Origin of the sequence: Salinigranum rubrum (genome assembly GCF_002906575.1) — an archaeon.
Taxonomy (GTDB): domain Archaea; phylum Halobacteriota; class Halobacteria; order Halobacteriales; family Haloferacaceae; genus Salinigranum; species Salinigranum rubrum.
On sequence record NZ_CP026309.1, the window covers coordinates 2,264,112 to 2,277,753 of the forward strand.

General features: G+C 67.1%; 13 protein-coding genes and 1 pseudogene. 4 read left to right on the forward strand and 10 right to left on the reverse strand.

The genetic code is table 11. The annotated features are described in order from the left end of the window. Positions 1–149: 149 nt before the first annotated feature. The 4 genes and pseudogenes from C2R22_RS11090 to epsC form a co-directional block, all read right to left on the reverse strand. A complete protein-coding gene (locus tag C2R22_RS11090) occupies positions 150–1,388 on the reverse strand; it encodes a cation:proton antiporter (RefSeq protein ID WP_103425811.1) in 1,239 nt (412 codons plus the stop codon). A gap of 69 nt (positions 1,389–1,457) precedes the next feature. Next, positions 1,458–2,375: an HhH-GPD family protein gene (locus C2R22_RS11095; RefSeq protein WP_103425812.1), complete on the reverse strand. Its 918-nt coding sequence runs from the start codon at positions 2,373–2,375 to the stop codon at positions 1,458–1,460. An 84-nt stretch (positions 2,376–2,459) separates the two neighbouring features. Continuing rightward, positions 2,460–3,077: a hypothetical protein gene (locus tag C2R22_RS11100; RefSeq protein ID WP_103425813.1), complete on the reverse strand. Its 618-nt coding sequence runs from the start codon at positions 3,075–3,077 to the stop codon at positions 2,460–2,462. Positions 3,078–3,115: 38 nt separating this feature from the next. Further along, positions 3,116–3,978, reverse strand: a pseudogene (gene epsC / locus C2R22_RS11105) (serine O-acetyltransferase EpsC). A 60-nt stretch (positions 3,979–4,038) separates the two neighbouring features. On the opposite strand from epsC, the gene C2R22_RS11110 reads away from it, so the two are divergent. After that, a complete protein-coding gene (locus tag C2R22_RS11110; RefSeq protein WP_103425814.1) occupies positions 4,039–4,359 on the forward strand; it encodes a hypothetical protein in 321 nt (106 codons plus the stop codon). A gap of 387 nt (positions 4,360–4,746) precedes the next feature. On the opposite strand, the gene C2R22_RS11115 is transcribed toward C2R22_RS11110, so the two are convergent. Next, positions 4,747–5,172 (reverse strand): hypothetical protein, encoded by a 426-nt coding sequence (locus tag C2R22_RS11115; RefSeq protein ID WP_103425815.1) that lies wholly within the window; start codon positions 5,170–5,172, stop codon positions 4,747–4,749. 51 nt (positions 5,173–5,223) lie between these two features. Continuing rightward, on the reverse strand, positions 5,224–5,787 hold the full coding sequence (locus C2R22_RS11120; protein WP_103425816.1) for a hypothetical protein: 564 nt from the start codon (positions 5,785–5,787) through the stop codon (positions 5,224–5,226). A 175-nt stretch (positions 5,788–5,962) separates the two neighbouring features. Here C2R22_RS11120 and C2R22_RS11125 point away from each other — a divergent pair, with 175 nt between their 5' ends. Then, positions 5,963–6,232, forward strand: a complete 270-nt coding sequence (locus C2R22_RS11125) for a BolA family protein (RefSeq protein WP_103425817.1) — start codon at positions 5,963–5,965, stop codon at positions 6,230–6,232. Between the two features lie 175 nt (positions 6,233–6,407). Continuing rightward, on the forward strand, positions 6,408–7,088 hold the full coding sequence (locus C2R22_RS11130; RefSeq protein ID WP_103425818.1) for a DUF4013 domain-containing protein: 681 nt from the start codon (positions 6,408–6,410) through the stop codon (positions 7,086–7,088). Between the two features lie 31 nt (positions 7,089–7,119). On the opposite strand, the gene C2R22_RS11135 is transcribed toward C2R22_RS11130, so the two are convergent. From C2R22_RS11135 to C2R22_RS11150, 4 genes are all read right to left on the reverse strand, one after another. Further along, a complete protein-coding gene (locus tag C2R22_RS11135; RefSeq protein WP_103425819.1) occupies positions 7,120–8,268 on the reverse strand; it encodes an ABC transporter ATP-binding protein in 1,149 nt (382 codons plus the stop codon). A gap of 77 nt (positions 8,269–8,345) precedes the next feature. Then, positions 8,346–9,248, reverse strand: a complete 903-nt coding sequence (locus C2R22_RS11140; protein WP_103425820.1) for a carbohydrate ABC transporter permease — start codon at positions 9,246–9,248, stop codon at positions 8,346–8,348. After that, positions 9,245–10,306 carry a carbohydrate ABC transporter permease gene (locus tag C2R22_RS11145; RefSeq protein WP_103425821.1) on the reverse strand — a complete coding sequence of 354 codons (1,062 nt, stop codon included), beginning with the start codon at positions 10,304–10,306 and terminating at the stop codon, positions 9,245–9,247. Before C2R22_RS11145 ends, C2R22_RS11140 begins: the two co-directional genes overlap by 4 nt. Before the next feature lie 21 nt (positions 10,307–10,327). Then, positions 10,328–11,689: an ABC transporter substrate-binding protein gene (locus C2R22_RS11150; RefSeq protein ID WP_245903012.1), complete on the reverse strand. Its 1,362-nt coding sequence runs from the start codon at positions 11,687–11,689 to the stop codon at positions 10,328–10,330. A gap of 354 nt (positions 11,690–12,043) precedes the next feature. Between C2R22_RS11150 and C2R22_RS11155 the strand changes: the two genes are divergently transcribed. Continuing rightward, the gene (locus C2R22_RS11155) at positions 12,044–13,450 is read left to right on the forward strand and encodes a class II fumarate hydratase (protein ID WP_103425823.1); all 1,407 of its coding nucleotides are present in this window, start codon (positions 12,044–12,046) and stop codon (positions 13,448–13,450) included. Positions 13,451–13,642: the final 192 nt, after the last annotated feature.

Consider the following 13,642-nt stretch of genomic DNA (forward strand, 5'->3'; position numbering starts at 1 on the left):
CGGAGCCATACGACCTCCGCTGATCGGTCTTCGAGTTCGAACGGGCCGTCGGCTTCGAGACTGAACGCGGCCCGTGAGGCCACGCCCGTCTGTCCCCCGTCCGTCCCCCGCCCGCGTCACACGGTGCGGTGCTGTCGTTCGAGACGGGGTCATGCCGTCGGGTTCGGAAGGCGCGCGAGCGCACGCCGAAGCAGCGGCGGCGTCATGACGGAAGTGGCGATAGCGACCAGCACGACGACCACGTACACGGTCGGCGTGAGGATACCGATGCTCAGCCCGAGCGCTGCGACGACAATCTCCATCGCTCCGCGTGCGTTCAGCCCGATGGCGAGACAGACCGTCTCCGGGCGGGAGAGGTCGGTGAACGCCGCCCCGACGGCGACACCGACAAACTTGCCGAGGACGGCGACGACCAGGGTGAGTCCCGTAACGAGGAGCGTCCCGGGGACGAGCAGTCCGCTCAGGTCGGCTTGCAGCCCCGCCGTCGCGAAGAACAGCGGCGCGAAGAGGCCGAGCGTCACCATCTCGAAGACCCGTTCGGTCTCCCCGTCGAGACGGCGCTTCACGAGGATGCCCGCGAGGAACGCGCCGAGAACCGCCTCGAGTTCGAGCGCGACCGCCGACCCGGCCAGCCCGACTCCGAGCACGACGACGATGGAGAACCCGGTCAGCACGGGTGACCGGACGTGATTCGTGAGGTCGAACAGCGTGTCCACGACTCGCGGACCGACGGCGACGACGAAGAGGACGAACCCGACGAGGACGACGAGCGTGCCACCGAGACCGACGGCGTCGAACCGCCCGGCGCGAGTGAAGTCAGCGACGAAGGTCAGGGCGAGCCAGCCCGACGCGTCGACGACGACAGCCGCGGTGAGGGTGAGCTGTCCGACGGGACGGTCCATCGCGTCGAGGTCGATGAGGACACGCACCGCGACGGGAACGGCCGAGATGCTCAGTGCGGTCGCCAGGAAGAGGGAGAACGGGAGCCGTTGTGCGGGCGTCACGAGATAGCGAGCGGGGAGGACCCACCCCAGCGCGAAGCCGGCGAGAAACGGCACGACGAACGCGCCGGTTGCGAGCGCGACGGTCGGACGGACGAACCGGCGGACGGCAGCCGCGTCGACCTCTGTGCCCGCCAGAACGAGCAGGAGGACGAGCCCGAGCGCCGCGAGCGCCGCCAGACGCTCGGGAACCGGAACGAGAAGTGACGTCAGACCGGGGGCGACGAGGCCCAACAGGGACGGACCGAGCACGAGTCCCGTGAGGAGTTCGCCGACGACCGGCGCGAACCCCAGTCTGTCGGCAACGGCTCCGAGCGTGTGTGCGACGACGAGCACGAGAGTCAGCCCGGCCAAGAACGGCAGCAGGTTCCCGGTTTCCGCGACCATACGCTGTCGACAGGGCCGACCGGCTTGAACCCCCGGCCGCAGCGCCGTGTCGTCTCGGAACCGCGAGAGTCACTGCCGGAGTCGCGCGACGGTGTCGTCGCCCTCCTCCGTGACCTCCACGAGACCGTCCGCAGCGAGGTCGTCGACCAGCCCACGGAGCCACTCGCGGGAGTTCGGTCCGTAATCGACCCTCACCCGCGGACCGAGTTCGTCCAGCGAGAGGTCGTCGTACTCGCCGAGGACGCGGACCACGCGCCCTCGGAACTGCCGGCGCGACCCTTCGAAACTCGGCTGGGTCGGCACGTCGGGCGCGGTGAAGTCGCCGGTTTCGTAGGCGTGACACCAGCGACGCCACGGACACCCCGCCTCGTCACAGCGCGGGGTCTTCCCGCAGGCGACGCCGCCGAGTTCCATGACGGCGTTGTTCCACACGCGGGACTCGCCGTCGGGCATCAGTCCCCGGGCCGCCCGCTCGAACTCGCTGTCGTCGTCCGAGACGTCGAACGCGCGGTAGAGCACCCGTTTGACGTTGGTGTCGACGACGGCGTCGCCGTTGTCGAACGCGAAGGAGGCGACGGCGTTCGCCGTGTACGGCCCGACGCCCATCAGTTCCTCCAGTTCCTCGGGACTGTCGGGAAAGTCGCCGCCGAACTCCTCGATCACCTGCCGTGCGGCCTCGTGGAGGTACTTCGCGCGGTTGTTGTAGCCGAGCGAGTGGTCCGACCAGAAGCGGACGACGTCGGCGCGGTCCGCTCCGGCGAGGTCCTCGACCGTCGGCCACTCGTCGAGAAAGTCCTCCCACGCCGGAACGACTCTCCCCAACTGGGTCTGTTGGCTCATCACCTCCGAGACGAGGATGGCGTAGGGGTCGGTGGTCCGCCGCCAGGGGAAGTCGCGGTGGTCCGACTCGTACCACTCGACGAGCGCCGCTCGAACGGCCGCTACGTCCACGTCGTCGAGCGGGTCTCCCTCGGCGTCGTCGCTCATCGACGGAGGGAGGGTACTCGGGTGTAAAGGCGTGGTGGTTCTCGCTTCCGTTTCAGTCGCGTCGTCTCCCCCTCTTGCCCGCGGTCACCAGCACTCGACGACCAGTCCACCGCGGCGGAGCCCTCGTTCGGAGACGAGATACGAGGACTCGAACGGCCAGTGACCCGCCGGGAGCGGCGTCACCGTGGGCGTCTCGGGTGTGGACGACCCCGGACCGGCGTCGCCGGTGATGTGCGTCGATGCCTGCCCGCTCACGACGACGGAGACGAGTCGTGGCTCCGCCTCGGACTCGACGGTCACCTGGCTCTCGGCGACGTGAACCGAGAGACCGTTGAGTCGACCGATCTTTCGCGGGTTGTCCGCGAGGTGCCGGTTGTACTGGTAGGCCGTCTCGTACGCCTCCACGAACGTCCGGACGCTCGACGTGGCCAGGTCGTCCGGTGCCGCCGGGTACGCGCGAGGCGACGTCGCGGCGTCGGTCGGTCGTGGCACTTCGGCGGCGGTGCAGTCGTCAGAAATCGTCACCGTGGGGTCGTCGGCCGTTGCGGTCTGCCGGGCCGTCTCGACCGTCGTACAGTCGGTCTCTGCTGTTGACGGTCGCTCCGTGGCAGCCCCCTGGTCGCCACCGAGACAACTGGCGAGGCCGCTCGGACTCAGGGCGGCGAGCGAACGCACCACGTCACGGCGGGAGGGCTGTCGCATACGTTCGGGTCCCCGGGGCCATCGGCATAGGCCTTGGGTCAGTCGTTCTGCTTCCGCTCCTGTCGGGGATGTTCGGCGACGAAGACGCTCGTGTGGTCCGGGATGTCGTCGGTGATCCACGAGTTCGCGCCGATGCTCACGTGGTCCCCCACGTCGACGGGGCCGAGCACGTTCGTCCCGGCGCCGATGACCACGTGGGCGCCGATGTCGGGTGGCGCTTGTAGTCCTTCTTCAGCGTGTGCTCGTCGTCCTCCTGTTCCTCGAAGTGGAGCGCGCCCAGCGTCACGTTCTGGTAGATGCGCGCCCACTCGCCGACGGTGGCCGTCTCCCCGATGACGACGCCGGTCCCGTGGTCGATGAAGCAGTAGTCGCCGATGGTCGCCCCGGGGTGGACGTCGATGCCGGTCTCGGTCTTCGCGTACTCGGCGAGTTCCCGGGCGTACTCCGGCGCACCGGCCTCGTAGAGGGCGTGTGCGACCCGGTGGACCACGAGCGCCTGGACGCTCGGATACGACCGGATGACCTCGATGTAGCTCTTCGCGGCCGGGTCGCCCCGGTAGGCGGCGTCGACGTCCCGCTTGAGCGTCTCGCGGATGTCGGGCAGGGCTTCGAGCATCCCGTCGACCAGCGGGGCCGGGTCGCCGTCGACGTAGGGGTCGATTCCCCGGTAGCAGAGTCGGCCGAACCGCTCGACGCTGTCGGCGAGCGCGTCGCCGTCTTCGACGAGCGACCCCGCGTTCCAGCACCGAGGGAAGAAGAGCCGTTCCAACACACCGATTTCGTCGCGCAGGTGGTCGCGGCGGGGGAACTCGAGGTCGGTGCGCGTGGGGAACGGTTCCTCGTCGGCGCGGAGCGACGCGCCCAGCGCGCGGTGGGCGTCTCCGGTGTACGTGTACCTCATACGCGGTGTTGACGACGCCAAACGAAAAGTCGTATCCCTCCGCCCGGCGTTTTGCCCGCAATGTCACTCGACGACCTCGACGACGACGTGAAGGCGGTCTACAGCGGACTGAACGACGAACACGCCGTCGGCCTCGACCGCGAGACGAAGAACGAACTGGCGATGCTCACGGCCGTCTTCGACGCCGACGTGGACGAGTTGGTTCGGCGGGGGATTCACGCGCTCTTTCGGTCCACCGTCGACACGGGCGACCTCGACTTCCACCTCCGACAGGGGTACGACGTCACCTACGACGAGTACCTCGCGGGGATGACCTACGACGAGATGACCGGCGCCGACCAGTACCCCCAGCGCGACGACGAGCGCCGCTATCAGATGTGACGGCCCTCTTCGGCTGAGTACGGGACGTGGATGGAGCGATTGGACGCGATTCGTGTCGTCCGTGAGCGTCCCCGCAACTGTGTATCTTCACGAACGGAGTGAGTGAAGGCTTGAAGCGACGAAGTCGCGTCAGTGGACGAGGAGCACAGCCGCGAACGGAGTGGGCGGCGAGCACCGCAGTCGGGTGGGGAGGCTGTGGTCTCACCGTGTCCGTGTCCCGCGCAGTCGCTGTCTGCGCGCATACTCTCTCGATTCTCTCCTCGCCCTCGGCTGACGCTGAGACGCACAGCGGCGACACGAATCGGTTCCGCTCACCACCACCGCGGACTCGACGACGAAGACGTCGTGCGGTTCCCGGAGTACCGCGACCCGCTACTCACACCGACATCACCGCCACTCGACGCGGACGAGTTCCTCCGCCGAGACGTCGCGCGGACGCAGCAGGACCCTTCCATCCCGGCGCTCCACCGAGAGCGCCTCGATGGAGACGACCAGGCGTCCACCATCGAGCGTCGCCCGCAGGACGACTCCCGTCGCCGTCGCCGCGACGTAGGGCGGGGCGGCGACCGGCGGTGCCCTGAGCGTCTTCCCCAGTTCCGCGACGCAACCTGCCAGCACCCGAGGGAGTCGCTCCCAGACGCCCAGTTCGCGCAGTCCAGCCTCGGTTCCCCGTCGGACCGCGCTCGTGTCGCTGTGGCCGTCGGCCGTTCCCGCTTCGGCCGCCGTCTCCGCGCACGCGCGAACCGTCTCGACGATGGCTTCGTGGTCGGTGAGGAGGTACTCCCGCAGGGCGGCCGTGTCGACGGCGGTCACAGCGCCGCGTAGTCGGCCCATCGTAAAATAACGTACCGTCGGGTCGTCCGACTACTCGTCCGCGTCCGCGGCAGGTGCGCTTTCGACGCCGACGACGTGTTCGGTCACCACGATGAGGTCCTCGTCGGGGGGAATGGCGACGACTCGGAGGACGTCGCCCGTCGCGAAGCCCCGGACGTCGGTCTGGGCGCTTCGACCCGGCTGGAACCCCTGGCTCTCCGCGAGCCAGTGTTCCCCGACGGCCGTGTGTCGACTGCGGGGCGCCGAGAGGAACTGGTCGACCCCGCGCTCGTCGTACCCCAGTCCGATCCGGCGGGCGACGACGTACCAGCCGTCACCGTCGTCGTCGAGGGTCCGGGCGAACTCGGGGTCGGTGGCGTCGTCGACACGGTGTTCGAGTCGGACGGCGACGAGCGGACGCATCGGGGCGAATCGCACCCGCACGAGTCGCTCGGACTCGTCGTCGGCGTCGGCGTCGTGGTGTCGTTCGTCGATGCGGAGGTCGGCGACGTACCGCTCGCCGACGCCCGTCCGTTCGCTCTGTAGTTGCCCCGCCACGGTGAGCGAGCACAGGGAGACCCCGGCGCTCGTGAGGAGGGTTCGTCGGGTCCACATATCCGGGCGACGGCGACCGGAGAATATGACCTTTTGTCCCCGACTATCACGTCTGAACTCGGTGTGCGAGCGGACCGCCGCCGGTACTTGACGGTTACCCCCCGACTCTCAGTGCTGAGTCGGAGGGGGGGACTCAACCCGTCGACTTTTCACCTCACGGCTCCCCACGCACGGTATGAACACCGACGAAGTCGAGCGGCTCATCGAATCGGGTATCGAGGACGCCGAGGCCACCGTGACGACGCCCCGGAACCCGGACCAGGAGTTCGAAGACGCACACTTCGCGGCGGTCGTCGTCTCGCCCGCGTTCGCGGGAAAGTCGCTCGTCCAGCAGCACCAGCTGGTGTACGACGCCCTCGACGGGCACATGACGACCGACATCCACGCCCTGGAGATGAAGACCTACACGCCCGAGGAGTACGAGGAGTACGCCGGCGGGGAGTAGCGGAACCGACTCTCGGCGGGCCTCCCCGCACTCTTTCCGGCGTCTCGTCCGCGGAGGACCGGTCGCGTCGCTCACGCGCCTGTCGGATGACGACACGGTTTTCCGCCGGCACGGAGAAGCGGCGACCTGACGTGTCCCGCTCCAGCGACCGACCCCGACCCCTCGGGCAGAACTGATGCTCGCCGACTCGTTCCGGTACCCGCTTCGGGACGGGGACGCCCGTGACGCCACGGCGACCTGCACGGGTCTCGTTTTGGTCGCCCTGCTGTTGCTCCGCGCGGCGCGCGCGCTGTGGCCCGACCTGCTCGCCCTCTTCCCGATCGTGTTCGCCCTCGTCCCGACCGTGCTGTTCGCCGGCTACCTCGGCCGGGTCGTCGACACCGGGGGACGGCCGTCGTCGACGCCCTTCTCGTGGTCGATGCGGAGCGTCCGCCTCGGCGTTCGGGTCGTCGTCGTCGCCGCCGTCTACCTCTTCCCCGCCGCGCTGGCGCTCGCGCTCACCGCGTTCGTCGTTCTCGGCGGTGGCGGGATGTTGCTGACGCTCGCGCCCACCCTCGCGCTCCTCGTGACCGTCGCGGCCTGCTACCTCCTCCCCGCTGCGGTGGCCGCCGCCGGGAGGAACGGCCTCCGGTCGGGCTTCAGACGCGCGTCGCTCGGCGGTCTCGCCAGCGGGTCGTACTTCTTCGCGTGGACCGTCGGGACGTCGCTCGTCGTCAGCACGTGGAGCCTCCTCACGGCCGTCCGACTAGCGACGCCCGCCGCCGTGGCCCTCTCCGTCGTCTTCGCGTACGTGCACGTGGTCGCCGCGCGACTGGTCGGCGAAGGGCTCGACCGGAGCCGGTGGGAGCCGGCGTAGCCGGGAAACGCGAGAGGAAGGGGAAAAACGGTCAGTTCGACGGCGCGTCGGCGAGCGCGTCCTCGTCGACGATGGTCCGGTTGTGGAGCGCTCCTCCGGAACGCCGGTCGAAGACGTGGATGGCCTCTTCGGGGAAGCGCACCACGACGCTCTGGCCGCGGCTGAACTGTCGCATGCTGCTCGTCGTCGCGACGACCGCATCGTCCGGGTCTCGGTCCCCGAACGTCAGATACACGGTGTTCTCGTCGCCCATCGGCTCGACGACGTCGACCTCGGTCTCGAAGTCGTGGGGGCCCGACGGCTCTCCGACGAGTTCGATGGCCTCCGGACGGATACCGAAGACGAGGTCGGTCTCTCCTCCCAGGTCTGCCGCGGTCTCCTCGGAGATGGGGTACTCGAAGGAGTCGGCGACGAGTTTCTCGCCGTCGAAGTCGGCGTCGAAGAAGTTCATCGACGGCTCGCCGAGGAAGCCCGCCACGAAGACGTTGGCGGGTTCGTGATAGCATTCGAGCGGGGTCGCCACCTGCTGGAGTTCGCCCCCGTCGAGAATAGCGATGCGGTCGCCCATCGTCATCGCCTCCGTCTGGTCGTGCGTCACGTACATCGTGGTGACGCCGAGGTCCTCCTGCAGACGCTGGAGTTCGGTCCGCATCTGTGCGCGGAGTTTGGCGTCGAGGTTCGACAGCGGTTCGTCCATCAAGAACACCTCGGGGTCCCGAACGATTGCGCGACCGAGGGCGACGCGCTGTTGTTGTCCGCCGGAGAGGTCACGGGGTTTCCGGTCGAGGAGCGGCGACATGTCTAGCAGGTCGGCCGTCTCCTCGACGCGGTCTTTGATCTCGGCGTCCGAGAGATCCGTGCTCTCTTCGAGGCCGAACGACATGTTCTGCCGGACGCTCATGTGCGGGTAGAGCGCGTACGACTGGAACACCATCGCGATGTCGCGGTCCTGCGGTTTGACGTCGTTGATGACCCTCCCGTCGAGGCTGATGGTGCCGCTCGAAACGGTTTCGAGGCCGGCGACCATCCGGAGCGTCGTCGACTTCCCACAGCCGGAGGGGCCGACGACGACGAGGAACTCGCCGTCCTCGATGGATACCGTCACGTCGTCGACCGCGACGACCTCCGAATCTCCGTCCTGATACACCTTCGTGAGCGAATCGAGTTCGAGTGCTGCCATTGGTTATTGCCTCCTGTTGTCTGTCGACGCTACTGGAGTTATCGGCGCGCCGGACGCGCGGATGCGAGCGCGAGACGTCACGTCGCCACCCCTTCGGCGAACTCCTCGCCGAACATGATGTACACCGCGAGGGTCGGGAGCGCCGCGAAGAACGCCCCGGCCATCCGGAGCCCGAAGTCCTGCCCTTCGAGCGACTGGCCCAGGCCGGCCAGAATCAACACGACCGGCGCGGCGGCGCTCGACTCCGTGGCGACGAGGATGAGCGTGAAGAGCAGGTCGTTCCAGATCTGGGTGAACTGGTAGATGAGGACGACCGCGAACATCGGCGTCGACAGCGGGAAGACGATGCGCCGGTACACTCTTCGAAGAGTTGCCCCGTCGAGTCGCGCGGACTCGACCATCTCCGTGCTGATGTTCTTGTAGTACGAGCGGAACAGGATGGTGCAGATGGGGATGCCGTACGCGACGTGGGTGACGATGAGTTCGAGGATGCCGACGTAGTCGTTGTTGATGCCCGCGGCCCAGAGGAACGACAGCCACTCCTCCAGCGGAGCGATCTGCGCCCAGAACTGACTCAGCGGGACCAACACGGCCTGGTACGGAATGAAGATGCCGGCGACGAACAGCGCCAGGAGCGGCGCTTTGTACCGCATCCGCCAGTTCGTGATGGTGAGCCCGTAGGCGGTGATGCTCCCGAAGAAGGCCGAGAGGATCGTCGCGGGCACCGCGTAGAGGAGGCTGTTGCCCATCCCTCGCAGGAGGGCGTCGACCGCAGCCTGCCACTTCTCCGTCGTGAGACCGCTCCCCCCTGGAGGGGCGAACGGTGCCGTCTCGACGACGGCGGTGTTCGTCTTGAACGAGGTGACGAGCCCCGATTCGATGGGCGTCAGGTAGAAGGCCGCCATCCCGACGAGGACGGCGTACAGGCCGACCCGGTAGGGGTCGACGTTCCCGATTCCGCCACCGGTTTCGGTGCTCATAGGTTCCCCCTCCGGAACTGGTAGGCGAGGTACGGGCCGATGACCGACAGCGCCATGGCGAAGAGGATGATGGCCAGCGCCGCTCCGTACGCCCAGTTCTGGTTCGAGTACGCCTCACGGACCATCTTCGTCGCCAGGATGTCCGCGCCGTTCGGCGGGCGGTAGTTGGCGTTCAGCGAGTAGAGGAAGTCGAACGCTTTCAAAGCAAACACCATCAGCACGACGGCCGCGCCGATAGTCGCGCTCTTCAGTTGGGGAACGATGACTCGCCAGTACATCTTCAGGGTGGAGGCGCCGTCGACCTTCGCGGCCTCGTAGTGTTCGGTGGGAATCGCTCGGAGTCCGGCGAGGTAGACGACCATCGCGTAGCCCGAGAACTGCCACATCAGCGCGAAGATGACCGCCCACAGGACGATCTGCTGGTTGCCGATCCAGTCGATGGGCCCGACCCCGAAGGTGCCGAGGAGGATGTTGACGACACCGTTGTTGTAGTTGTACATCCACAGCCAGAACTGCGCGGTGACGACGAACGAGAGGCTCATCGGCAGGAGGTAGATCGTTCGGAACGTGTTCTCGAACCGGATTCCCCTGTCGATGAGGATAGCCAGCGCGAGGCCCAGAGCGAGCGTCGCGAGCGTGAACGCGAGAAGCAGGATGACCGTGTTCACCGCGGCGGTGACCGCACCGGAGTCGGTCGCCGCCCGGACGTACATCTCGAAGTCGAGGTTGCCGTAGTTCGGCGCCTGTGCGAACCCCTCGTAGTCCGTGAGGGAGATGAGGAGGTTCCAGAAGATGGCGCCGTAGACGAACAACCCGACGAGGAGGAACGCCGGGAGCCAGAACGGGAGCGACTCGACGAAGTCCTGGCCGAGTCGGTCGTCGACCGCGCCGGTGAGTCGGTCGACTGTACCGCCCCGCGTCGACGAGTCGGACACGACCCCGCCGTCCGTTCGCGCTGCTCCCGACGAGGTCTCGCTCGTCGCGCTCCAAGCCTCGTCGTCGCTCTCCGACCGTTCACCCGGGAGTATCCGTCGAAGCCTGCGAAAAATTCGGGACATGAATCCGTGTGAACTCCTCTGTTAGTTCGAGACCGCGTCGAGGAAGCCCTGCGTCGCGGCGTCGACGTTGTACGGTCCGGTGAACTCCGAGGAGATGACCTCGTTGAGCGCGGTCATCTTCTCACGCGTGACCGCGAGGCCGTGCTGGAGCGTCGGCGGCCGCTGCTCGGCGTTCGCGAAGTCCTCCGCCGTCTCCTGGAGGTACGGTCCGAACTGCTCCATGCTGACGTCGGTCCGGGTCGGGATGGAGCCCTTGTACTGATTGAACGCGATCTGTGCCTCGGGACTGCCGACGAACCCGAGGTACGTCTTCGCCTTCTCGGGCGTCGGGTTGTTCGACGGGTAGAGGAACGAGTCGAAGTGCAGCGTGTACATGCCCTCGGTGCCCGGGAAGGTCTTGAAGCCCCAGTCCTCGTTGTAGGTGAAGTCCTCGGCGTTGCGGTACGCACCGGCGGCCCAGTTGCCCTGGTGGATGAACGCCGCGTTGCCGTTGATGATGTTCTGGTTGGACTCGGTCAGTCCGATGGAGGAGGCGTCCTCCGAGATGTAGTTCTCGTGGATCGTCGCCAGGTGCTCGAAGGCCGTGCGGACGGCGTCCTCGGAACCGTTGCCCTCGATGAAGTCCATGTAGGCCTGGTACCCGTTCGCCCCGAGCATCACGGCGGCCCAGAGCTGGGTGATCGTCCACGTGCCGGACATCGCCTGGGTCATCGGGATCTTGTCCGTCTCGGTCGAGACCGTATCGAGCGCTTCGAGGAGCGCCTCGACGCTGTCGAGCGAGTCGGGGTCGACACCGGCCTCCTCGACGACGGAGGTGTTGTAGAACAGGCAGTTCAGACGGTGCGAACCGAGCGGGACGGCGCGGAAGCTCCCGCCCAGTTGGTGGAGGTCGACCGCCTCTTGGACCATCACCTCGGAGAAGTTGTTCTCCGACCAGACGTCGTCGACGGTGCCCAGCGCGCCCTCGTACCGCTGGAGGTTCTTGCCCGGCCAGTTCGCGAACGAACTCGGCGGGTCGCCGCTCTGGAGTCGGTTGGCGACGACGGCGTCGAGGTTCTCGTTGCCGCCACCACCGATGGGGTTGAACTCGGCGCTGATATCCGGGTAGGCCTCGCTGAACGCGCTCGAAAGCGCCTCCGCGGCCCGTGCGCCGTCGCCGCCGGTCCACCCGTGGAGGACTTCGAGCGGGGCGCTCGACCCACCGGACCCACCGCCGTCGCCGGAGCTATCACCGCCGGAGTCGCCGCCACCACCGTCGCCGGAGCTACCGCCACCGTCGCCGCCGGAGTCGCCGCCACCGCCACCACCACCGGAACAGCCGGCGAGACCGGCCATCCCTGCACTGGTGAGCCCTGCGAGCGTGACGTACGTCCTCCGTGACATTCGTTCGTTATCGTCCATGGTTTTTCCTCCTCGTCAGAGGCACTCATATCCTGTGGGACGAACATCATAAAGGTTTCCAAGTTTACTATATTCCGAGTCAAAAATTATCCATCTATAATGTGATAGATTATTTTCGGTCGACGTAAGCGATATACAGCGTGAAATAATAATTTTCACCGCTGTGAAAGAAACTCATGGTGAATGTTGACAAGTTACTCGGATCGTCGTGGCCGGTCGGAGGGTGAGTCACCACTCGAACCGTGTCGGCTGGACCGTCGTGTCTCGCCCCCGATCACTTGGTGGGGCCGTGCCGCAAGAGTAGCTTTTAGGCGACCCCGTTGCGTCCACCCGGACATGAGCGACGACTACCGCACCGAACGGGACAGTCTCGGCGAGATGCAGGTGCCGGCGGAGGCGTACTGGGGCGCACAGACGCAGCGCGCGGTGGAGAACTTCCCCATCTCGGGTATCACGTTCAGCCGCCGGTTCGTCCGGGCGCTGGGCGTGGTGAAGAAGGCCGCCGCGCAGGCGAACCGCGACCTCGACCACCTCGACGACGAGACCGCCGAGGCCATCGTCGAGGCCGCCGACGAGGTCATCGCGGGCGACCACGACGACCAGTTCCCCGTCGACGTCTTCCAGACCGGGTCGGGTACCTCCTCGAACATGAACGCCAACGAGGTCATCGCGAACCGCGCCGCCGAACTCCTCGGGGAGGAGATCGGCGACCGCGCCGTCCACCCGAACGACCACGTCAACTACGGCCAGTCGTCGAACGACGTCATCCCGACCGCGATGCACGTCTCGGCCCTGGAGGCGGTCGAGAAGGACCTCGTCCCCGCGCTCGAAGCGCTCGCCGAAGCGCTCGGCGCGAAAGAAGCGGAGTTCGAGAACGTCGTCAAGACCGGCCGGACCCACCTGCAGGACGCCACGCCCATCACCCTGGGCCAGGAGTTCGAGGGCTACCGGACTCAGATCGAGAAGGGCGTCGCGCGCGTGGAGAACACACGGTCGCACCTCGCGGAACTCGCGCTCGGTGGTACCGCCGTCGGGACCGGCCTGAACACCGACCCCGACTTTCCCGAACTCGCCGCCGAGTACATCTCCGAGGAGACGGGCATCGAGTTCCGCGAGGCCGACAGCCACTTCGAGGCGCAGGCGGCCCACGACGCCATGGGCGAGGCCCACGGCGCTCTCCGGACGGTCGCCGGATCGATGAACAAAATCGCGAACGACCTTCGACTCCTCGCGTCGGGGCCGCGAAACGGACTCGGCGAGCTCGAACAGCCCGAGAACCAGCCCGGGTCCTCGATTATGCCGGGGAAGATCAACCCGGTCGTCGCCGAAGCGGTCAACCAGGTCCACAAGCAGGTGGTCGGCAACGACGCGGCCGTCGCCGCGGGCGCGAGCGAGGGACAGATCGACCTCAACCTCTACAAACCGGTCCTCGCGCACAACTTCCTCGAATCGGCGAACCTCCTCTCGAATTCGGCCGAGGTGTTCGCCGAGCGGTTCGTCGCGAAACTCGAGGCCAACGAGGACCACTGCGCCGACCAGGTCGAACGCTCGATGGCGCTCGCCACCGCGCTGAACCCCGCCATCGGCTACGACAAGGCCTCGAAGGTCGCCAAACAGGCGCTCGCGGAGGACAAGACCGTCCGCGAAGTCGCCGTCGAGGAGGGTTACCTCACCGAAGAGGAGGCCGACGAGGTGCTCGACCCGATGGCGATGACCCGCCGCGGCATCCTCGGCGACGACTGACCCTTCGTTCCCACGCGGAGCCGCCGCGGACGCGGACTCACAGAGGTGGGGTGTACACCACAACAGTGTGCGTCACTGGACACACCAGTTCACTGATCCGTCGTCAGCCGTCCGTCTGACACCGAATTGACAATCGCCCGAGTGGTTCGAAGCGGTCGACGGGTCACGCGAGCGGATTTCTTGCGCGTGAAC

What these genes read in the sequence shown, in the direction of transcription:
- C2R22_RS11090 (WP_103425811.1), bottom strand. Translation starts at nt 1,388, where the DNA reads ATGGTCGCGGAAACCGGGAACCTGCTGCCGTTCTTGGCCGGGCTGACT.
- C2R22_RS11095 (WP_103425812.1), bottom strand. Translation starts at nt 2,375, where the DNA reads ATGAGCGACGACGCCGAGGGAGACCCGCTCGACGACGTGGACGTAGCG.
- C2R22_RS11100 (WP_103425813.1), bottom strand. Translation starts at nt 3,077, where the DNA reads ATGCGACAGCCCTCCCGCCGTGACGTGGTGCGTTCGCTCGCCGCCCTG.
- C2R22_RS11110 (WP_103425814.1), top strand. Translation starts at nt 4,039, where the DNA reads ATGTCACTCGACGACCTCGACGACGACGTGAAGGCGGTCTACAGCGGA.
- C2R22_RS11120 (WP_103425816.1), bottom strand. Translation starts at nt 5,787, where the DNA reads ATGTGGACCCGACGAACCCTCCTCACGAGCGCCGGGGTCTCCCTGTGC.
- C2R22_RS11125 (WP_103425817.1), top strand. Translation starts at nt 5,963, where the DNA reads ATGAACACCGACGAAGTCGAGCGGCTCATCGAATCGGGTATCGAGGAC.
- C2R22_RS11130 (WP_103425818.1), top strand. Translation starts at nt 6,408, where the DNA reads ATGCTCGCCGACTCGTTCCGGTACCCGCTTCGGGACGGGGACGCCCGT.
- C2R22_RS11135 (WP_103425819.1), bottom strand. Translation starts at nt 8,268, where the DNA reads ATGGCAGCACTCGAACTCGATTCGCTCACGAAGGTGTATCAGGACGGA.
- C2R22_RS11140 (WP_103425820.1), bottom strand. Translation starts at nt 9,248, where the DNA reads ATGAGCACCGAAACCGGTGGCGGAATCGGGAACGTCGACCCCTACCGG.
- C2R22_RS11145 (WP_103425821.1), bottom strand. Translation starts at nt 10,306, where the DNA reads ATGTCCCGAATTTTTCGCAGGCTTCGACGGATACTCCCGGGTGAACGG.
- C2R22_RS11150 (WP_245903012.1), bottom strand. Translation starts at nt 11,689, where the DNA reads ATGTCACGGAGGACGTACGTCACGCTCGCAGGGCTCACCAGTGCAGGG.
- C2R22_RS11155 (WP_103425823.1), top strand. Translation starts at nt 12,044, where the DNA reads ATGAGCGACGACTACCGCACCGAACGGGACAGTCTCGGCGAGATGCAG.